This is a genomic window from Lactiplantibacillus herbarum, assembly GCF_001039045.1.
In the GTDB taxonomy this organism is placed as follows: domain Bacteria; phylum Bacillota; class Bacilli; order Lactobacillales; family Lactobacillaceae; genus Lactiplantibacillus; species Lactiplantibacillus herbarum.
Map to the genome: position 1 here is coordinate 89,433 of NZ_LFEE01000042.1, position 18,963 is coordinate 108,395.

General features: G+C 40.4%; 24 protein-coding genes. 21 read left to right on the plus strand and 3 right to left on the minus strand.

From position 1 onward, the window contains the following. Positions 1 to 135 precede the first annotated feature (135 nt). The 17 genes from ACG95_RS13050 (at position 136) to ACG95_RS14675 (ending at position 12,552) form a co-directional block, all read left to right on the plus strand. The gene (locus tag ACG95_RS13050; RefSeq protein WP_048000953.1) at positions 136 to 636 is read left to right on the plus strand and encodes an immunity protein YezG family protein; all 501 of its coding nucleotides are present in this window, start codon (positions 136 to 138) and stop codon (positions 634 to 636) included. 126 nt (positions 637 to 762) lie between these two features. Next, positions 763 to 1,164 carry a hypothetical protein gene (locus ACG95_RS13055; protein ID WP_048000954.1) on the plus strand — a complete coding sequence of 134 codons (402 nt, stop codon included), beginning with the start codon at positions 763 to 765 and terminating at the stop codon, positions 1,162 to 1,164. A 266-nt stretch (positions 1,165 to 1,430) separates the two neighbouring features. Further along, positions 1,431 to 1,826, plus strand: coding sequence for a hypothetical protein (locus tag ACG95_RS13060; RefSeq protein WP_048000955.1), 396 nt, complete (start codon positions 1,431 to 1,433; stop codon positions 1,824 to 1,826). Between the two features lie 666 nt (positions 1,827 to 2,492). Further along, the gene (locus tag ACG95_RS14100; RefSeq protein WP_053072822.1) at positions 2,493 to 2,735 is read left to right on the plus strand and encodes a hypothetical protein; all 243 of its coding nucleotides are present in this window, start codon (positions 2,493 to 2,495) and stop codon (positions 2,733 to 2,735) included. Continuing rightward, on the plus strand, positions 2,728 to 3,213 hold the full coding sequence (locus ACG95_RS13075; RefSeq protein WP_152668351.1) for a hypothetical protein: 486 nt from the start codon (positions 2,728 to 2,730) through the stop codon (positions 3,211 to 3,213). The genes ACG95_RS14100 and ACG95_RS13075 overlap by 8 nt, the downstream gene beginning before the upstream one ends. A gap of 30 nt (positions 3,214 to 3,243) precedes the next feature. Further along, on the plus strand, positions 3,244 to 4,065 hold the full coding sequence (locus tag ACG95_RS13080) for a hypothetical protein (protein ID WP_048000957.1): 822 nt from the start codon (positions 3,244 to 3,246) through the stop codon (positions 4,063 to 4,065). A gap of 12 nt (positions 4,066 to 4,077) precedes the next feature. Beyond that, the gene (locus ACG95_RS13085; RefSeq protein WP_048000958.1) at positions 4,078 to 4,479 is read left to right on the plus strand and encodes a hypothetical protein; all 402 of its coding nucleotides are present in this window, start codon (positions 4,078 to 4,080) and stop codon (positions 4,477 to 4,479) included. Positions 4,480 to 4,614: 135 nt separating this feature from the next. Next, positions 4,615 to 4,881, plus strand: coding sequence for a hypothetical protein (locus ACG95_RS13090; protein ID WP_048000959.1), 267 nt, complete (start codon positions 4,615 to 4,617; stop codon positions 4,879 to 4,881). Between the two features lie 156 nt (positions 4,882 to 5,037). Beyond that, entirely contained in the window at positions 5,038 to 6,435 is a 1,398-nt protein-coding gene (locus ACG95_RS14855) for a barstar family protein (RefSeq protein ID WP_237756527.1), read from the plus strand. Between the two features lie 64 nt (positions 6,436 to 6,499). After that, positions 6,500 to 6,877: a hypothetical protein gene (locus tag ACG95_RS13110; RefSeq protein WP_048000960.1), complete on the plus strand. Its 378-nt coding sequence runs from the start codon at positions 6,500 to 6,502 to the stop codon at positions 6,875 to 6,877. A 56-nt stretch (positions 6,878 to 6,933) separates the two neighbouring features. Beyond that, positions 6,934 to 7,377, plus strand: a complete 444-nt coding sequence (locus ACG95_RS13115; protein ID WP_048000961.1) for a hypothetical protein — start codon at positions 6,934 to 6,936, stop codon at positions 7,375 to 7,377. Further along, positions 7,377 to 7,841, plus strand: a complete 465-nt coding sequence (locus tag ACG95_RS13120; RefSeq protein ID WP_048000962.1) for a hypothetical protein — start codon at positions 7,377 to 7,379, stop codon at positions 7,839 to 7,841. The genes ACG95_RS13115 and ACG95_RS13120 overlap by 1 nt, the downstream gene beginning before the upstream one ends. 53 nt (positions 7,842 to 7,894) lie before the next feature. Continuing rightward, positions 7,895 to 8,320, plus strand: coding sequence for a hypothetical protein (locus ACG95_RS13125; RefSeq protein WP_048000963.1), 426 nt, complete (start codon positions 7,895 to 7,897; stop codon positions 8,318 to 8,320). 48 nt (positions 8,321 to 8,368) lie between these two features. Then, complete coding sequence (locus tag ACG95_RS14670; protein ID WP_202812195.1) at positions 8,369 to 9,403, plus strand: DUF2247 family protein; 1,035 nt, start codon at positions 8,369 to 8,371, stop codon at positions 9,401 to 9,403. A gap of 45 nt (positions 9,404 to 9,448) precedes the next feature. Then, entirely contained in the window at positions 9,449 to 10,102 is a 654-nt protein-coding gene (locus ACG95_RS13135; protein WP_048000964.1) for a hypothetical protein, read from the plus strand. Positions 10,103 to 10,140: 38 nt separating this feature from the next. Beyond that, the gene (locus ACG95_RS13140; RefSeq protein ID WP_048000965.1) at positions 10,141 to 10,668 is read left to right on the plus strand and encodes a hypothetical protein; all 528 of its coding nucleotides are present in this window, start codon (positions 10,141 to 10,143) and stop codon (positions 10,666 to 10,668) included. Between the two features lie 3 nt (positions 10,669 to 10,671). Beyond that, positions 10,672 to 12,552 (plus strand): hypothetical protein, encoded by a 1,881-nt coding sequence (locus tag ACG95_RS14675; RefSeq protein ID WP_202812196.1) that lies wholly within the window; start codon positions 10,672 to 10,674, stop codon positions 12,550 to 12,552. Positions 12,553 to 12,774: 222 nt separating this feature from the next. Here the strand turns inward: ACG95_RS14675 and ACG95_RS13155 are convergent, their stop codons facing one another. Next, on the minus strand, positions 12,775 to 13,560 hold the full coding sequence (locus tag ACG95_RS13155; RefSeq protein ID WP_048000966.1) for a glucose-1-dehydrogenase: 786 nt from the start codon (positions 13,558 to 13,560) through the stop codon (positions 12,775 to 12,777). A gap of 16 nt (positions 13,561 to 13,576) precedes the next feature. After that, positions 13,577 to 14,434 carry a GRP family sugar transporter gene (locus tag ACG95_RS13160; protein ID WP_048000967.1) on the minus strand — a complete coding sequence of 286 codons (858 nt, stop codon included), beginning with the start codon at positions 14,432 to 14,434 and terminating at the stop codon, positions 13,577 to 13,579. 248 nt (positions 14,435 to 14,682) lie between these two features. On the opposite strand from ACG95_RS13160, the gene ACG95_RS13165 reads away from it, so the two are divergent. Continuing rightward, positions 14,683 to 15,123 carry a hypothetical protein gene (locus tag ACG95_RS13165; protein ID WP_048000968.1) on the plus strand — a complete coding sequence of 147 codons (441 nt, stop codon included), beginning with the start codon at positions 14,683 to 14,685 and terminating at the stop codon, positions 15,121 to 15,123. A gap of 55 nt (positions 15,124 to 15,178) precedes the next feature. Further along, complete coding sequence (locus tag ACG95_RS13170; RefSeq protein WP_048000969.1) at positions 15,179 to 15,628, plus strand: hypothetical protein; 450 nt, start codon at positions 15,179 to 15,181, stop codon at positions 15,626 to 15,628. A 130-nt stretch (positions 15,629 to 15,758) separates the two neighbouring features. On the opposite strand, the gene ACG95_RS13175 is transcribed toward ACG95_RS13170, so the two are convergent. After that, positions 15,759 to 16,205 (minus strand): RNase H family protein, encoded by a 447-nt coding sequence (locus ACG95_RS13175; protein ID WP_048000970.1) that lies wholly within the window; start codon positions 16,203 to 16,205, stop codon positions 15,759 to 15,761. A gap of 242 nt (positions 16,206 to 16,447) precedes the next feature. On the opposite strand from ACG95_RS13175, the gene ACG95_RS13180 reads away from it, so the two are divergent. Both ACG95_RS13180 and ACG95_RS13185 read left to right on the plus strand, forming a co-directional pair. Beyond that, positions 16,448 to 17,974, plus strand: coding sequence for an ABC transporter permease/substrate-binding protein (locus ACG95_RS13180; RefSeq protein ID WP_048000971.1), 1,527 nt, complete (start codon positions 16,448 to 16,450; stop codon positions 17,972 to 17,974). Between the two features lies 1 nt (position 17,975). Then, a complete protein-coding gene (locus tag ACG95_RS13185) occupies positions 17,976 to 18,944 on the plus strand; it encodes an ABC transporter ATP-binding protein (protein ID WP_048000972.1) in 969 nt (322 codons plus the stop codon). Positions 18,945 to 18,963 lie beyond the last annotated feature (19 nt).

An 18,963-nucleotide genomic window follows, 5' to 3' on the forward strand; every position in this document is an offset into this window, starting at 1 on the left:
TTAAAAATGCTGACTTAATAGATTTACTGGCCAAAGTTAAAATGGGTCTGGGTGTCTAGTATTTGAACAGTATCTAGGTGGGCTAGCAGAAGTTAAAAGTATTATTCTGGAATGAATAATAGAGGGTAAAATTTGATGAAAGAAAATGAGATTGTTGAGTATTACCGCGATATTCTAACGATGGCCGCTGATTTGATTCCGATTGAATGGGGGAAATTAGTTGTTGGAGCGAATATCAGTAGAGATGATACAAAGTTATTATTCTTTTTCTACAGTACAAAGGATGAGCCACAGAATTTTTTAGCGGGGTTAATGATTCCGGAAGAATTTGAAATAGACGGAGAAGATTTTAGCGAAGGAGTTTACCAGATACTACAAAAAATTGGCGACTTACAAGAATGGTTTGTTGACAACGGGCAGGAGCCGTTTTATGAATTAATGTTACAAATAAATAGTGAAGGCCATTTGGAAAGTGAGATTGGTTATATAGATTGGTTTGAGAGTGACTCATTTACTGATTCTGATCAACTTAAATTTTTAAAGGATAAGTATCTTGGTATTACACCTAAAAGTTTATATGCGAGAAATATACTGAGAAAAATGCAAAAGTACGAACAACAGCATAGTTTAAAATAAAAGATATGAATTGAGGCAGTTAATCGCTAATCGAATTGGTAAGATTAACTGCTTCAATTTTACATAGAAAAGCCATAAACTTTAATTAGAAATTGGTTGACTAAGGTTTAAGCTGGAGGAAAAGTCATGGCAGAAGATTTTCATGAAATGGATGAGAAAGAAATTGAAGTAGCGATGAGCAGGTTCTTTTCTATTACACATGGTGAGTATCTCAGAGATGTATTAAATTGTTTTGCTGAAAAAAGAGGCTATGCACAAGAGTACATCTATATTGGATTCTGTGATGATAGTGATGATGAAGAGGATGAGGAAAATAATGATCCGTTTCTAAAATTAGATGATAAGCATGTCTTAATAGAGCAAGATGCTTCAATTTCGTTTACAGGGAAAGATGAATTTGCCTACTTGGATTTTTCAACTTTCTATAAGTATATGGAAGAAGAGGTTAAAGATCTTGTTAAACGACGCCGAGAAAATGCTGACTTGTTAAACTTACTAGCCAAGGTTAAGGAAGGCCTGGGATTGTAGTAACTATCTAATTACACGCATGTTTTATTGCTCGGTTGGTTATGTGAATTAGGATAATGAACGTGCTAATACTTTCTGGCATGCTATGGAGAATATGTACTGAAAAGCTATTTAATGATTAAGATTAATAGTTTGGATTCTTTGGAAAGCAAACTTCGGTACGGTACCAAGCGTATCTGGCTTGAAGAAGAACATTAAAAATCTGAAGAAGTATAAAGATGAGCATAGATAGTGGTTTTATAAATGCGATAGGAGGTAGCAAGACAATGATAATTGTTAAACAGCTTGACCCGCCAGACCTGTCATATGAAGATCCATTCGTGTTACTCAGTGATGGTGTGATTGAAATCTGGGTTTATGCGGACGAATTTCATCATAAAGTCGGGGATGAATATGAGCAAATATTGTTGCCGCTGTCAGGTGATGATGCGTATACAAAAAATGATAATACTTATGCAGCCAAAAGATTGGAAAATGATGACTACGCTTATGACTTGGCTGGGGAGATAACGCCGGAATGGAACTTAAAAGTTGGTGAATTTGTCATTGATTCACCAAATGATACTTTTGAGGGCTTTGAGATCGGTGATTTTGTGCATGTGCAATTTGATAGATTAGATATCTGGGATTGTGAACAAGTGCTGCAAAAGCGGACGAACTAACAAGTGCGGATGAGACCTGAATGGAATTAAATGTTGGAAATATAAAATAATAAAAATAATGAGCAGTAATATTCATATGATGAACAAGAGTGAAATTGCTAACTATGATAGCGATGTATTTTCACGCGGTTCGGTATGGTCATTTAAGAGATGCGCTAAGTCTTTTTGCTAAAAAACAAGGATATGGACAAGAAGTTATCTTTGTCACGTTTTTGCCTGACTTGGATACCGAGGATTAAGCAGAGAGTCCCTGTGTTTTAGACGATAAACAAGTGTTGCTGGAATTAGATGCTCCAGCAGTGGACGTGGACCAGAGAGCCTATGTAGACTTTCCAACTTTTTACGGATATTTATCTAAGCGTATAACAAGAATAGTGAACAAATTTCCAGAAAAAAACAGATTTATTAGAGCTATTGGTCAAAGTTAAAGTAGGGCTGGGTATCTAGTGGTTTTTATGTTATCTAATCGGACTAACAGAGACTAAAACTATTATTTTAGTTATTAAATACTAGGGAGATATTATGAACGACAATTTTCATATGATGACAAAAGCAGAAACTGATGGAGTGATGTCAATGTATTTCAATGTAATTAGAGGCGGGTACATGCGCGATGCATTGAAATACTTTGCTGAAAAATAGGGGTACGGGCAAGAAGTTATCTTTGTGTCATTTCAGGATGATTTAGATGATGAGGATCAATCAAGGCTTCCCCAAAGATTAGATAATGACCATGTATTACTAGAATTCGATTATCCAGCTGCAGACGTTAACGAATATGCATATTTAGATTTTAAAAGTTTCTATCGGCTTCTGGATAAACATGCAAAAAAATTCGTGGAAGAATATCCAGAGGACAGCGAATTATTGAATTTACTAGTTAAAGTTAAAGCAGGACTGGGTGTTTAGTTTTTTAAGAATGGCTGCTGCACTATTTCAATTTTCAAAAGAACAAGGGGGATTAACTAGAATGCACAGATTATTATCAATCTCAAATGATGGAGTTACTCGTGATTTGGAATTAGAGAATGTTGATACTAAAAGGATTGACGTTTGTTTTGATGATTCGATGACGGTAAGCATCAATAATACTTTTGAATTTATGCAAATTGGGGAAGTTTATGACTGCAAAATAGCATTGTTTGGTGATACAGAAAATAGGCATATTGGTGAGTGGAATAAATACGTTATTCTGCAGGATAATATAAAGATTCGTGATGAAACGTTTGTTAAAGTTAGTTTAGAAAATAATATTTATTATATCTATCAAGAGCAAGTATTGCCGTATCTTACATCAGGGGATTTTATGTTTGAATGTATTAGAAAAGACTTGATACAAGTAAATGATATGATCAATCGAGATTTATATAAGTTAAATCGGGATTAATACAAAAAGATAATACTGGAGGATTAGGTAGTGGCTGAAGACTTTCCACAACTGAATGAGGGAGACACTAAAATAGCAATTTGGAGACTTTTCTCTGCAATGAACGCTAGACAACGTGAGCAAGCGTTGAAATCATTTGCCAAAAAGCAGGGATTTTCCCAAGAGTATCTATTTGTATGGTTTCAATCAGATTTCGATGAAGATGAAGAGAAAAGTAGCGTTCCTAAAAGATTGGATAATACTCATGTATTAGTAGAGCAAGATTATCCTTTATCGCCCGTAGATGAGTATGCGTACATAGATTTTCCGACTTTTTATAAATATGTGTCTTCAAAAATCCAAAAAATTGTTAAAGAAAGCCCAGAAGAAAGCTATCTTTTGGATCTGTTAGCTGCTTTGGAAGAAGCTCTGGACGAAAAGGAAGAGAACCATATTTTGATGGATAAAAGGGATGCAGCCTATCTTATCGGAGATCTTTTCAGTATGTTAGGTAGGCGTAGCTCAAGAAAAGCATTGGCTGGCTTTGCAAATAAAGAAGGCTGTGTCGAAGACGATATATTAATATCCTTTAAGGCTGACTTAGACGAATATGAGCAGACTCAGATTCCAAAAGTATTAGATGATAAACATATCTTGTTAGAATATGATGATGATGTCAATGAAATTGAATATGCGTATTTGGACTTTCCAACCTTTTATGAGTATCTTGCTAAAGAGGTTGCGGCTATGGTTAAGTCTCGTCCGAAAGATGTCGATTTATTAGACTTTTTAGCCCAGATTAGAATGAGCTTGCTTGTCAATCCAACTATCAAAAAACATGCTGTAGCTTTTGAAGTAGAAGATACTCCATAAGAAAGTGGTTCAATGTATGAGGTGATGAGCATTGGTGAAGGCTGGATGGACAGATTTATTTCATTAAGAAATGTGCGAACAAATGTCACTGAAGCATGTTTTGATTATTCCATGGCGATTGATGGAGATAATTTTGAATTCATGAAGGCTGGTAGTACTTATCATTGTAAAATAGTGCTGTTTGGCGATACTCATCTAAATGGAATTGGGGATCGAATTGAGTGCACCATTTTGGATAAAAGTGTAAAAATTGGCAATTGCATACTAATGAAAGTGTTGAGTGGCCAAGAAATCTATTACGTGTATCCAGATGATGTAAAGATATATAGTTCTGCTGAAAAGTTCATATTTGAGTACACTAGAAAAGATTTGGTTCAAGTTAATAATGTGATACATGCTGATCTCTTAGATTAATTGTTATAGAGAGTAGCGTTTTAGTTTTACTATGAATTTTTAAGATAAGACAATCTTGATGATGTGATTGTTGACTTAGACATGGAAATTCCAGTTGAATTTGCATCTGTTATTTAGTATGGAAAGGGGGCAAGCATGTTGATTGTTGTATTGATTTATATAATGTTGTTAGCCATTGTACTTGGATTAGGTTATTGGAGTTATGTCATAGGTAGGAGGGAATGGTCTGATGCAGCGGGAGACGTTATTCCGGTGACGTATTTTTTCGTTGGGCTACTCTTGGCAGGTATGATCCAAGGTTCTATGCAAGAGACGGTTACGCTGATAGTAGGCGGTTTGTTACTTAGCGTGGCTAACTTTGGTTTGTTTTTGTGGGGAAAGCATCGCGCTAGTAAAGCGTAATTACTAAATAAATAGCTGATACTCGATCATGCAAGTTTGGCGAGTATTGGCTATTTTAGAAAGATGAATTTTATCAAGTGTTTAAGTGGTATTGTTGTTGCTTTGGTTAGTTATAATATTTAATATAATGGTTTTTATAAGGGGAATACATAGGTCATGAGTGAAGAATATATTTTGATGGATAACAAGGAAGCGTCTGATTTTATCGGGACCTTTCTTAGTATATTTCAAGGTAGGTACGGATTAAGAAAATCATTGGCTAACTTTGCGATTAAAGAAGGCTTTGGTGAAGAAATAATATTTATATTCTTTAAGGCTGACTTGGGTGATTATGATCAAACCCAGATTCCTAAGATGCTGGATGATAAACACGTTTTGCTGGAGTATGATTCCGATGTGGATGAGATTAAATATGCCTATTTGGATTTTCCAACCTTCTATGAGTATCTAGCTAAAGAGATTACGGAAATTGTTAAAGCACATCGGAAAGACAGTGACTTATTGGGTTTCTTAGCCGAAATTAGAACGAACCTAATCGTTAACCTACAAGACGAAGTAGTGCCGCAATTACATTGGTATAACAGTGGATTTAGGTATATGGGAGATCGACATATAGTTGAAAATCATGCTGAGGCATTTGCGGCAGATGGTATACCGCAAGAAGAAATTGAAAGTTTGGTGAAAGCTGCGGTCGGTCCTGAAGGTCAACTAGTTAGTTACCCTGAACTAGGTGGAGGATTGCATAGAGTGTATGGAGTAATATATCAAGGACGCCAGCACTTTGTTGCAGTGGCAGTTGCTAAAAATGGTGATATTATTAGCGCCAGCCCGTCTGCACATACTCCAGAAGATGATCCGTATGAGATTAGGTTGATGTTGGATTACGATCGTTATCCAGCATGGCTATATGACTCGAAGGGAAATTTAATAACTGCTAACTTACCGATAGAATTAAAACAAAATAAAGTGTTAAGTAGTAAGTTAGCGGCACTTCAGGACCAGTATGATGCGCTATTCATAGATACGGAAGATGGATTTAAATGTAATGGTTTTGAATCTAAATATGATGAAGCGGTCTTTTTGGACGCGTTTTATGATATTCAAAAAGAGTTGGAAGCAACCAGTGAATACTTAATAACTAATAAAATAACTGGTAATTATGTCATTAAAAACGAAATTTCTTTAATTAGGAAAAATGAGGTTGCGGAAGTTAAAGCAGCTAGTATTGCCAAAGGATGGTATGTAGTTACGATCCAAGGAAAAGATATTAAAAATGAACATGCACTTTTTGATATTTTAGGACAGAAATTCAAGATGCCAGATAATGGAAATTGGAATGCAGTGGCTGATTGGATGACGGATTTAGGCTGGCTAGGAACTCCAGGAGTTGCTGTTATTATTGAAGACTATCCCAGTCTAAGAGCAAATAAGGATGCCAATGAAGCAGTTATAGAAATGTTTGCAGAGGATGTTTTGCCATTCTGGGAACGCGATGTCATAAAAATTACAGTTGGTGGTGAACGGCGACCATTCAATGTTTATTTGGTTGAATAAAAAGAACGAAGAGTAGGTTGTTGCTTGAAATAAAACTTTCAAAGATAGTGGGGCGATTCAAAATATGATATTTATGAAGCGGATTGATTGGCTGGATATTGATACCGGTGAGGCGTTTGTGCTTTTATCAGATGGTGTAATCGACCTTTATTGTTTTGCTGATCATTTGCCATCTGAACGGAAAGACGGCGACGCTTTTTCTGGCGAAATATTTGAATTTGAAGCAGGCTTTGCAAAGAGCCAATTCGATAATCAGAAAAAGAGTCACGCTGAATTAATTCAGAAGACCGATCATGCCTATAATCTGTTTGGAGTAATCGATAATGACTGGAATCTTCGAGTGGGTGAGTTTGTGATTGATATGCCTGATGAGATGTTTGAAGATTATCAGATTGGTGAGTACGTGGTCGTTGATGTGCCACGTTTGGATATGGAGTTTTGAATTCAAACTGTGTTAATTCAAACATCTGTCTAGTCCGAATATGAGGAGGAGCAGTTATGAAAATTGACCAGATAGCAAAGTATCAATTTCTTAATGCTGGTCTGTATTTACAGGAAACTACCAAAATTAGACCGGATAGATTGGTCATTGTGTTACATGCAATCAGCAGTGAGCGGGTTAGATTCTGGATTCAATTTAGTGGACACATCCTTGGCAGTCGCTCGGACTATCTCTATGTTAGAGAAAAAGACTTTGAGTATATTGAGGATAATGCAGGGCAGGATTTTCTCTATGAAACGATGATTGCCGAATGTAAAGAGTCTGCATATCTGCGAGAGGTTACTCAAAATGTGCAAGATGGTAAGCAGTATCACCATTTTATTGTCTGGACGGATGAAGACCGCTATTCAGAGGTTGTCACGACTAATCAGCCGACCATATTTATAATTAAAGTGAACCCCAAAAAGCATTATGTCAGCTATCATTGGAGGCGGATTTAGTGGAGCGATGGAAAATACTGTATCGACAACCGGATGGTGCTTCAGAGTACGGCAACATTGAATATGTTACTAACAATGGCTTTTGTCAGGTACAGCTCAAAGCGCTTGGAACGGTTGAACGGCTACCGTTGATGTTCAAATTTAAAGATCCAATCTATGCTGTACATGAGCATGACGATATTTTTCAGGAACATCAAAATAGTAAAGAAGCCTTAATATCACAGTTAGAGAATGATTCAGATACGATCCTTTTTGAAATTCGTAATTCTGAACTAAAGCATTGGTTGACGCAACATAAATTTGAAAACGAGGATACAGAACTGAAAGGCGTCCATCATTATGTCATTCGGACTAGAACGGGGAGTGTTGACGTACTCTGTGGTGGTATCAAAAAAGAGAAGGATAGCCGTGCCCAACATGATAAGCGCGTTAAACATGCTGTTCATATAACCTTGTATGGCTAGCAATTTAATGTGCAGTTATGATCTGAAAGCCTAATTAAACGAGGGGTGTTACTTTGAACGATAACTTGATTTTTAGCCGTAACTGGGAAGATACGTCCATGGTGGAACTTAAAGTGGAAGCGCAGAATGAGTATGTCCATGTTTGGCAAACTTGTTACACTCAGAACGAGTTTTTGGCTGAACAGGCCAGCAGAATAAAGCACTTTATGAGTGAAGCAATTCTGAGTTTGATGATTGTCTTTGGCCAGCTTGAGGGCAACGCAACGCCATCTTTTTCAATGAAGGTGATCAAAGTGGATCAGTCAGGTCACCTGCAAGTGGAACTAAATATGGAAAATGAAGATGATGATCAGCGCCGGCATCGTTGTCAGCTGTACGTTGCTACTGAAGTGGGGCAGGTGCTAGATTTCTGTCAGCACTTGTTAGCGTTTAGCGAGCATCAGACTGATAGGGTTGAATTGAATAAAAATAATTTTTAGGTGTAATGAAAGCTAGCGTAACTCATATAGAGTGAGGGGGGATTACAGATGGGAATCATGAAGGATGAGTTGTCAGAGATTTATAGGAACTCGCAGGGAAAAAGCTTGAACACTATGTTTAATGAATTCGTCCATTATGTGAATGCCCATCATCATATCTTTTTGAGGTACGCTACCGAGGAATACCTGGCAGTGATTGAGCGAGCGCAAGCAAAAGATTATATTCTAGGGACAGCGGATATTGATTTCGAGCGTGGATTCACCTATGAACGCAATGAATTGGAAAAAAGCCCGTTTGCAAAAACAATTTGCAGGCAAGTTAACTCAATCATTTTTGATATGGGTATTTATCGACTATCGGAGTCATGTCCCGCTTGCGATTATAATCTTCTACTAGGATCATCAGTAGACCACAAACGGCTAATGAAGTGCTGTGAAGAGTGTGCGGTTGTATACGCTGTACCGGGTAATGAAGCCATTCGGTATCAAGATAAGGAAGAGATTGTTCCGGCTAACAGATGGCAGGTAGCGGCATACTTGAATCAGGGTATAACCCTAACCCCATATGCAAGATTAGGTATAAATCAAGAAGACAAAATGGCGTTACATGATTTACAGGCTAACCATGTTAATTATAATTGGCAAACTATCTATGTTGGTGTGAAAGAAGCGCTTTTTACGTCTAAGTCCCTTACTGATTATGCAGTAGAGCTAATGGAAGCTGGATCAGATGACGACTGGATTATCGAGTTAGCTTGGGGTGTAGTCCCTGATGAATTACAGGCGAACCTGCAGCAACTAAAGGATTGCTACTTTCCAAACTTACAAGATAACGATGCAGAATATCAATTGGAACTGCGTAAGCTTAGATTTGTTGCATTATCACAGTTGAATAGCCGTGTCAGGGATGTTGATGAGTTACTGCTACAGATTGCGTATTTTTATGATAATCATGGCTATCCTACAGACATGGTAGATTTCATTTATTACATGCCATCATCAGAGCCACCGATGACAAAACGGGGACTTTTGGCACGGTTCCGACACTTTTTAGCGCTTGAAAAACGTAAGCTTAATTTGTAAGTGGAATTGTAACGATAATTTATAGAAAGTTACGAGTGCACACCGATGTTAGCAGTTAAAGTAGCTGGAGAATATTTCGATAAGCAAGCTAAAATTACGTATAATGGGCAAGTCATTCATGATGGCTATATTGAAGACCTGGTGACTTCGTTAGATGGGGAACTTGAATTAGAGTTTAACTATGGAGCACAGCAGGTTAGCTCGGTAATCGTCAAGCAGTTTACAAATAAAATTATTTTTATCCCAACTGAATTCGAAGCGTTCGATGCCGATTATCAGTATGTGCCGGTATGTCTTACAATTGGAGAATTTGGCAAGCTATGGCAAATAATGGGATATGGAGAAAGTCTTGAAGATAGTTTGAAGTTTGTTTCACCATTGACTAATAAGGATCTTGAACTGGTCTGGGTAGCCAATAGCGGTGTTAAAGGAAGATTCATGAGCAGCGTTGAAGAAGCAAAAAAACAGCTTAATGCGGACTGCTATTATGTAGATGATGAAGTGGTCGACACCGGTGTACTTTTTCAAGATAATCAGCTATTAGCGTCGTCCAAAATTGTCATTGTGGATCAGAAGACAGTACATACGATTACAATCTATCGTAAGCCATGGGAGGAGTGGCCTGCCTTGTTGCAGGATCAGACAGGGCACTTGTTTTTAAACACGATGATGCCTTGTACGTTAAAATTAGCTATGTGATTAGGGTTAAGCAGATAAAGTGACGCCAAAGGAGAAAAATGAAGGTCAAATATGAACCACTTGAAGATGAATTGGTATTGGATTACTATGTGCCAATTTCAATAGATTTTCCAGAAAATATACATCCACGGAATTCAATGCTCCATTATTATCGGTTTATCAATAAATGTGAGTCTCATATCGAGTTGGGTATTGATGTCGATAGTCAAAAAATTATCAGTATTGTGATTATTTCCATAAATGACATTAAAATGAGGATGTTTGAGTTTGATGGCAACGTTAATATTGTTAATCCTAATTTTAACTTAGAGGTCTTTAATAACAATCAGATAGTGGCTACTAATGAAAGTGATTTTGAAATGTGTCTCGGTGCGGGAGAACTATTCTTTCTTTTAAAGGATAGACAGGTTGCTACGATTATCCATCTTTCCAAACATGTTCAGCTTTTGTTAGATCATGATGATGATATTGTGGGATTACGGTTTATCAATTTTAATAATGAAGAGTGGCGTACCTTCATAAGTCATTTAAAAGAGGCGGGATGGCTTCAAGAGAAAGGTGGATAAGCATTGTTAAATAATATAGGTGTTAATGTAGTAGCAGCGGTGCTTACGGTCGGTGTTGGTTATTGGACGTATAGTGTAAAGAAAAATAATTATTATAATATGATTATTCCGATAGCGTATGTAGCCATGTTCTTTGTAGCAATGGAGGAAGCTTCTGGTATAAGCGTAAGGATCACACTAGTCGTTGCGTCTTTGATGATTGGGGTACTCAGTTATCTGTTGATTCAAGAGGAACAACCGAAAGTGCTGCAGTTAGAATGGCTAAAACTTGGCGATCACCAACGAGGTTACCGGCATATTGTTGCGAATCACGGTGCGGCATTTGCGGCAGATGGTATTTCAAAGACCGAGATTGATGGCCTAGTTAAACGGGCTTTCAACAGTTGGTGGAATATTGGTGACGGTGGTGATGGGAAGGGTAGTCGGTCTCATTTACGGCTTTCAGCTATTTATAAGTTTCGTCGGCACCGGATTGTGATTATTTCGTCTGTCGGGCACGGTATCATTACCGTTTATCCGGGTGAGCATAAAAACTGGCAGGGTAATCTGCAGGAAGTTCGTTTGATGTTAGATTATGGATGTTATCCAGTATGGCTGTACGATGAAAAAGGGCGACTGATCGTTAATGATTTGCCTAAGCAGTTAAGGCATAATCGCCGATTGGACGCAAAATTGTTGGCACTGCAAGAGCAGTATGATAATTTGTTCATTGATACCACGGATGAATTTAAATATAAAGGTTTTAAAGATCAGCGTGAAGAGCGTGAGTTTTTGCATGATTTTAGTAATATTCAGAGAGTGCTAGGGGTCAAGACCAAGGGTAAGTATGTTATTACGAATAAGATCAATGAAAAAGAGGTTGTTGAGCCAGCGAAGGCAAGGACAATTGTGAATGTTAAAAAAGCAGTTGTTAAGCCCAATAAAGCTGTAAATAGGGCTGCTAAACCAGTCGTAAGTTCAAAAAATCCTGTGACGAGAGTCAATCAAAACGGTCAAAATACTAGTGTTACGCTGGATACTGAGAAAACTGTAACGCCTATCAATAAACCGTTATTGAAGAAAATGCCGGTTTCTACTGTGGAAACGATGAATGAGGAGCTGGTTGTCCTCTATGATAGTTTCCGCATTGAGCATCTGGATACCTTCTTCGATAAGTTGGTTGCGTACATGGTACGTTATGAGGAAGAACTTTCGCCATTATATGATGTTAGTTTTCTTGAAGCTAAAGACTGCATTCTCGGTCATACGGATGAAGACCTCACAAAGCTGATTGCAAAAGATCGAAATTTAGTGGCACGTTGGACGATTCATAATACTACGATTCGGACACATGTTCTCCGGCTAATTAATGATATCGGGCTATACGTGTTGGAAGAAGACTGTCCCATTTGTCGAAAGAGTAAGTTACGATTAGCGACTACAACAGATCGGCAACGAGTGATTAAATATTGCCTTGAATGTAATTCGCAATTCTATGACGATCAATTTTTCAATGGCGACGGGGAATCCTTGCCAGCAAGTCGTGATCAGGTAATGACTTATTTGCAACATGCGGAGCAGTTGAAGCAGGAAAAACAGGTTGAAGAAGCTGCATTACCAAAACGTAAGATCAGAATGTTCATGAGCTACGGTAGCTCCTGTTTATGGGTTTATGATAAAGATAACAAGTTAGCGGTCAATGGCCTACCAGCTGAATTGAAGACAGATTCAGAATTACGTCAACGGATTAAAAAATTGGAGCAGTGGCATGCTAACCTGTTTTCAGATGGAAAGTATGACGGATTTGAAGATAAGCAGGATGAGCAAGCCTTTAATACTGAATTCAATGCGGTCTATGAAGAAATCGCTGAAAAGTTGAAGGGTAAGTATCGCGTGCTTGCGTAATAATGAGGGGTTAACGGGATGAAAGGGTATTAAGCGAGAAACTTTGTTGAAGCCCAATAAAAGTTTCTTTATGGATCGAAGCATCTATGATTATCCAGATGCCTATCATTAGTGTTGTTGTCGATATTGTCTATAGCTAAGTGATAAAAGTATTTTCAAAACAAACGCACACTGCCAGTCATATTTCTGAACTGGCAGTGTGCGTTTTATATAATCGTATTTTTATCCTTGTCCATCCTTAAAAGCCGGATACAAGGTCATCCCACCATCAACAAACAGGGTGATCCCAGTGACGTAGCTCGATTCGGCCGATGCGAGCCACGCCGCACCAGCTGCAACTTCGGCGGGTGTACCGATCCGATTCATGGGAATCATTGATACGGTCTTATCGTACTGCGCTTTGTCTGAAAACTTAGCTGCGTTGATTGGTGTGTTGATGGCGCCTGGGCCAATTGCGTTCACTCGAATATTATCCTTGGCATATTCCATGGCGATCGTCTGGGTAAAGAGCTTGACGCTCCCCTTAGCAGCTGCATAACTGGCAAAAGTCGGCCATGGAATCTTCTCGTGAACAGAAGACAGGTTGATGATATTTCCAGGCTTCCCCTGAGCTTTAAAATAGGCTAGGGCAATTCGTGATCCCAAGAATACGCCGGTCTGATCAACGGCCGTCACTTTATTCCAGTCGGCCAGGCTCAGTTCATGCGTAGGTGATTTGATTTCCATGCCAGCATTGTTGACCCAGACGTCTAAGCCACCAAAGTTGTCCACAGCGGTGGTTAGTAACTTTTGAGCTCCAGCTTCAGTACTGATGTCAGCTTGTACAGCGATGGCTTGACCGCCGTTATCAGTGACGGCTTTAACCGCGTTAGCGGCACCTTCTGGATCACTGTGATAATTGATGATGACGTGCATCCCTTCGCGACCAAAACGTTCAGCGATAGCGTGGCCGATACCTTTAGAGCCACCAGTGACGACGGCTACTTTACCTTTTAAATCCGTATACATAGATGAAAATCTCCTTTCAAAAAATAGTGGTAATAATTGCACCGAAAACAATCAAGCATAGCCCGGATAATGTTGTAATTACTTCGAGTCGGGCTTTGTGTTCGCCTAATAATGCGATTCCGCCTAACGTTGAAATGACGACTGAAAGCTGCGAAATGATGAATGCGGTATTTACCCCGTGTAATCTAACTGACAAAATATAGGTTATGGCGGCTACGGAAAAGATTAGGCCACCGATGACGTTAGCCCAACTCGCTTTTTCTGCTAGAATTTTCGGTTGACGTGTAATTAGCGTATAGATCAAGACGGTAAGCAACATCCCGATTGATTCGGGCAAAAAGATGTTCAATCCAGATGAAGATAAGGCCCGTGGAATGGTATTGTAAATCAGGTAGCCAAAAGTGGTTAGAACCAGCATTATAATCGTTTGGCGCTGGCCCTGTTGCTTGTTTTTCGCGTTAGTACTGCGAACAGCGGTCAGGATAACACCAATTATTAGGATTAAGATACCCAACGCGCCGATGATTTTAGCAGTAGGTGTGGGCCATTCGCCAAATAGGATGACCCCAATTAAGGCCGTGCCGGCTAATTGTAAGCCGGTTGAAATGGGCATTGTTTTTGAGACGCCGATCTTCTGGTAACCCTGATATTGCCCCAGTTGACCAATAATCCAAAAACCGCCAGCTAACGCGGCCAGCAGTGCCGTTTGCAAGTTTAACTGTGGTCGTTGAAATAGTAGTAGAATCAGACTAGCAAGAGCAGTCCCAACAGCGGTGCCAAAAATCTGGTTGAGTGGCTGGCCGCCAAGTTTAGTGACGGCAAGCGGCAACAGGCCCCAAGCCAAAGCTGGTAATAATAATATGACAATGGACACGTTTATCAGCTCCTTACTGACTCGAAGGATAGTGTAACGCTACTTCCATGCTTGAGGCCAAGCTTTCCATATGGTTAAGATAGTGACCTAATTGAGATGAGAATAATTGTGGATATAGGGCTGATAGTGGCGAATTAGTGAGGGTAAAATCATTTTGATAACTTGACTATTAGTAATGGCGCTTTCTAAAAATATTGATGAGAATCAATCAGTTACATTTGAGTGAAAAACGATAGGAGGCACTTGGAATGCTGCACTACTTTACGATACTTAAACATGAAGAAGAACCATTTGATTTACAGGAATTTACTAATTTTGCTGAATTTCACCAAACACACCGTCATATCACGATGGACGATGAGCTAATTCAGAGGATGTCAAATTCGTTTAACTGGTTAAAGTCAGAATGGCCAACGGAAAAGCAGCATCCTGGTTTAGCGTACTACGGGGATTCAGTGGTGCGAGGAGCCGACGTCGTGCAACTTCGGAAAATTATGATTGCTTGGCAGCGGATTTTTGAGTTAGCACCAACCAAGGTTCGCGGCAGTAGTTACTACGATTGGAAGAAGCAGCGAGTCGAATACGAAATACGTGATCAAAAGGATATCTTGGTGCAATATGCGGCGGCAATCGAACTATTAACCACTGCTTGTGACGAGCACCGGACGATTGTTTACGAGGGTATTTAACGGGTATGCGGCAGTGAGATAATCGACTGACTAAGAATTGAGGAGGAACAGCGATTTGCAACATTATTACTTTACGATGATTGCCGAAGAAAGCTACGCTACTTATGATGTTTTACATCGAGCAGAAGACTATCAAGCAGAACATGACACGGTTATGATGGGCATTAACTTAAATTATTTCATGCGCCAGTCGTTATTCTGGATTGATGCCTATTGGGAAGGCATCGGTACCCGGAATGGATTGCCAGATGACCGTGCTGCGGTGATTGATCATCGAAACTTACCATTGTTAACGAAGATAGTGGCTGCCTACCAACAGTTGTTTGAGTTAGCACCTGAGACAATTAGCTTTTACCAGCCACGTGATGATGAGGGCCATAGTTATGATTATCAACCAGAAGAGTCACGGACAGTTATTTTAGCGCAGCTCAATGATTTACAGCAATTGCTGCAGCAGGCTGGTGAACAGCAGTATGATCTTTTATATAGAGGAATCAACGAGTAACCAGGGAGTGTTTTAAAACATAGAAACGGCCGCAAACTGAACCTAGTTTGCGGCCGTTTTGAGATTAGTGACAAGCTAATTCGCGTAATTTCCGTGTGAAGCAGGCATAGCGTTTCACAATTCGCTACGCCTAAAGCTTGGTCATTACCGCACTCAACGTCATTGTGGCTGTCGTCATAATTTTGTCCGCATTGTCGTGGTAAGTGAATATGATGTCAGGACAACTCTCAATCAGTGGTACGAGTTCTTGCCACAATTGAAGGTCTTCGAGCGGCTTATCAGCCAATTGCCAGTTCTCTTGGCGCCAAGTTAGGTAGTGCTGCTTGGTGAGGTGTTCCGCAATTACTGGCGAAGTGGTGTGAATATGAATAGGCAAGTCATGGCGTTTTAACATCTTTAATGCGTGGATGATAGCGGTCAAGGTTAGCGCAGCTTCTGTCTGACCGTAGCCACCGTCAGTGAGCGCTTTTTGGTGCTGATCATAACAAAGGATCACAGCCCATGCTGAGGGAGTAGTGGCGGTGACCTGAGCGTCATGGTGATCGGTACTAGCCGTATAGATATGAATGGTTGACATTGACGGTCCTCCTGAGTTTGTCTGGACTTAGCAGCTGGTTACTAAGTAAGTTCGTAAAAGAAGTGGCCATTCATTTCAGTTTTTGTAAATCAGTAGCTTCAATCGAACATGAAACTATAAAAGTTACAATTATTTGCAAATTACGGGGCGTATTACTTTGATTTTAAATTCATTATGCTACGATTAAATACATGAATAATAAGGGTAACAGTAAATAAAGCGGGTAGAACCGGGAGGCAATTATGCAGACCTTGATACAGACATTTATGGAGCGGCGTGGTGATTTAGTGACCGCGCTGTGGCAACACTTAGGAATCTCACTGGCAGCGTTAGTACTCGCCATGATAATCGCAATTCCGTTAGCCATCTGGGCCGTACGGCGACCACGGTGGGCGGAGGGACTTTTACAGTTGACCAGTGTCTTACAGACGATCCCCTCGTTGGCACTATTGGGGTTACTGATTCCGCTAGTCGGAATTGGGACGGTGCCCGCAGTGATTGCGCTAGTCATCTACGCATTATTGCCAATTTTTCAAAATACTTACTTAGGGATTTCAGAAATCGATGCTTCAATTGAGGAAGCAGCCGATGCTTTTGGGATGTCGCGGATGCGTAAATTGTTCAAGGTGGAATTGCCGATTGCAATGCCACAAATTATTGCGGGGATTCGGACAGCTTTGGTACTGATTATCGGGACCGCAACCTTAGCAGCCTTGATTGGTGCTGGTGGTTTAGGGACCTTTATCATGCTTGGGATTGACCGTAATGATACGTCGTTACTGCTAATTGGGGCAATCTCATCAGCTTTACTAGCCATCTTGCTGAGTGCCTTGGTGCGCTGGTTCCAGACGGCCAAACCACGTCACGCGCTGATTGTTTTTGTCGGTATTCTAGCGTTACTTGGTGGTGGCGGAGCATATAGTGTCTACGCTAACCGAGTTGAAACGATCACGATTGCCGGTAAATTAGGTTCGGAACCTGAAATCCTGATCAATATGTATAAACAATTGATTGAGGCCGAAGACAGCCATGTCCACGTGACATTGAAGCCCAACTTTGGTAAGACGACATTCCTATTCAGTGCGCTCAAGCACGATCAGATCGACATTTATCCAGAGTTCACGGGTTCTGTTTTGGAGACGTTAGTGAAGGGTGAGAATCCTAAGAATCAAACGGCTAACCAGACGTACCAATTAGCTAAAAAGCGCCTTGCTAGTCAGGATCAAATGACTTACTTGAAACCAATGGCATACAACAACACTTACGCATTAGCAGTGACGAAGAAATTTAAGCAGGAACATCACTTAACTAATATCAGTGACTTAACGCAGGTCGAATCCATCCTCAAACCGGGGATGACCCTCGAATTTATTGATCGTGACGATGGCCTGAAAGGCTTGAAGAAGGCTTATGGATTAGACGTTACGGCTAAGTCAATGGAGCCGGCTTTGCGCTATGAAGCCATTAATAAGGGCCGAATCAACATGGTCGATGCCTATGCGACTGACAGTGAGTTACGGCAGTACAACTTAGCCTTGTTGAAGGATGATCAGCACTTCTTCCCAACTTACCAAGGGGCGCCTTTGATGAAGACCAGTTTTGCTAACAAGCATCCTAAGGTTGTCAAAGCTCTGAACAAGCTAGCCGGTAAGATTTCAGAAACGGATATGCAAGAGATGAATTATGAAGTTAACGTCAAGAACGAGTCAGCATCGACGGTAGCACATAACTACTTAGTCAAACACGGTTTATTGAAGGGAGGGCGTTAAGATGACCACTGCGATTGAATTTCAACACGTCAAGAAGACGTTTAACGACCAAACAGTGATTCCGGATTTGAACTTGACGATTGATCAGGGCGAGCTGTTCGTTTTAGTGGGGACGTCTGGGAGTGGTAAGACGACTTCCCTCAAAATGATTAACCGCTTGGAGCCGCTATCAGGCGGTAAGATTCTCGTTAATGGGACCGATGCAACGGCGGTTGGTGTCCGTGATCTGCGTTGGCAGATGGGCTACGTGCTCCAGCAGATTGCGCTCTTCCCAACCATGACGGTAGCGCAAAACATTGCGGTGATTCCTGAAATGAAGGGAACGCCTAAGAAGGAAATCAACCAGACCATTGATGAGTTGTTGGATGAAGTTGGCCTAGCACCAGCCGAATATCGCGACCGAATGCCATCAGAACTATCCGGTGGTGAACAACAACGAATCGGTATTTTACGGGCGATCGCGGCTCAACCTCAGATTGTTTTGATGGATGAACCGTTCAGTGCGCTTGATCCGCTGTCACGACAACAGTTACAGGAACTCGTGCTACGATTACATGCGCGCTATCACAATACGATCGTCTTTGTTACTCATGATATGAATGAAGCCTTAAAATTAGGTAATCGGATTGGGATTATGCGCCATGGTCAGTTACTTCAAGTGGATTCACCAGCTGAATTGGCGCAACATCCGGTCAATGACTTTGTCCGTGATTTTTTCAGTGCGAGTCGTGCTAAGAACGTCTATGATATTTACGTTGGTCGTGTCGGTCTGGTTCAGGGCTATTTGGACGCTAAGCCGGATGTCACGGCGGGAAAGATTCAGACGTTTGACCGCCAAGCGACCTTGCGAACGGCCTTTACCGCACTGGCCGACCACGATTACATTGCCGTAACGGAAGATAACAATGTGGTTGGTTACTTGGATCGTCAACGTATCATGGCCTACTTGAGCCAGCACGAGGAAGTTTAGTTAGTTCGGAATTAGATGA

What these genes read in the sequence shown, in the direction of transcription:
- ACG95_RS13185 (WP_048000972.1), top strand. Translation starts at nt 17,976, where the DNA reads ATGACCACTGCGATTGAATTTCAACACGTCAAGAAGACGTTTAACGAC.
- ACG95_RS13135 (WP_048000964.1), top strand. Translation starts at nt 9,449, where the DNA reads ATGTTAGCAGTTAAAGTAGCTGGAGAATATTTCGATAAGCAAGCTAAA.
- ACG95_RS13060 (WP_048000955.1), top strand. Translation starts at nt 1,431, where the DNA reads ATGATAATTGTTAAACAGCTTGACCCGCCAGACCTGTCATATGAAGAT.
- ACG95_RS13165 (WP_048000968.1), top strand. Translation starts at nt 14,683, where the DNA reads ATGCTGCACTACTTTACGATACTTAAACATGAAGAAGAACCATTTGAT.
- ACG95_RS13090 (WP_048000959.1), top strand. Translation starts at nt 4,615, where the DNA reads ATGTTGATTGTTGTATTGATTTATATAATGTTGTTAGCCATTGTACTT.
- ACG95_RS13110 (WP_048000960.1), top strand. Translation starts at nt 6,500, where the DNA reads ATGATATTTATGAAGCGGATTGATTGGCTGGATATTGATACCGGTGAG.
- ACG95_RS13085 (WP_048000958.1), top strand. Translation starts at nt 4,078, where the DNA reads ATGTATGAGGTGATGAGCATTGGTGAAGGCTGGATGGACAGATTTATT.
- ACG95_RS13140 (WP_048000965.1), top strand. Translation starts at nt 10,141, where the DNA reads ATGAAGGTCAAATATGAACCACTTGAAGATGAATTGGTATTGGATTAC.
- ACG95_RS14855 (WP_237756527.1), top strand. Translation starts at nt 5,038, where the DNA reads ATGAGTGAAGAATATATTTTGATGGATAACAAGGAAGCGTCTGATTTT.
- ACG95_RS13050 (WP_048000953.1), top strand. Translation starts at nt 136, where the DNA reads ATGAAAGAAAATGAGATTGTTGAGTATTACCGCGATATTCTAACGATG.
- ACG95_RS14670 (WP_202812195.1), top strand. Translation starts at nt 8,369, where the DNA reads ATGGGAATCATGAAGGATGAGTTGTCAGAGATTTATAGGAACTCGCAG.
- ACG95_RS13155 (WP_048000966.1), bottom strand. Translation starts at nt 13,560, where the DNA reads ATGTATACGGATTTAAAAGGTAAAGTAGCCGTCGTCACTGGTGGCTCT.
- ACG95_RS13180 (WP_048000971.1), top strand. Translation starts at nt 16,448, where the DNA reads ATGCAGACCTTGATACAGACATTTATGGAGCGGCGTGGTGATTTAGTG.
- ACG95_RS13055 (WP_048000954.1), top strand. Translation starts at nt 763, where the DNA reads ATGGCAGAAGATTTTCATGAAATGGATGAGAAAGAAATTGAAGTAGCG.
- ACG95_RS13115 (WP_048000961.1), top strand. Translation starts at nt 6,934, where the DNA reads ATGAAAATTGACCAGATAGCAAAGTATCAATTTCTTAATGCTGGTCTG.
- ACG95_RS13175 (WP_048000970.1), bottom strand. Translation starts at nt 16,205, where the DNA reads ATGTCAACCATTCATATCTATACGGCTAGTACCGATCACCATGACGCT.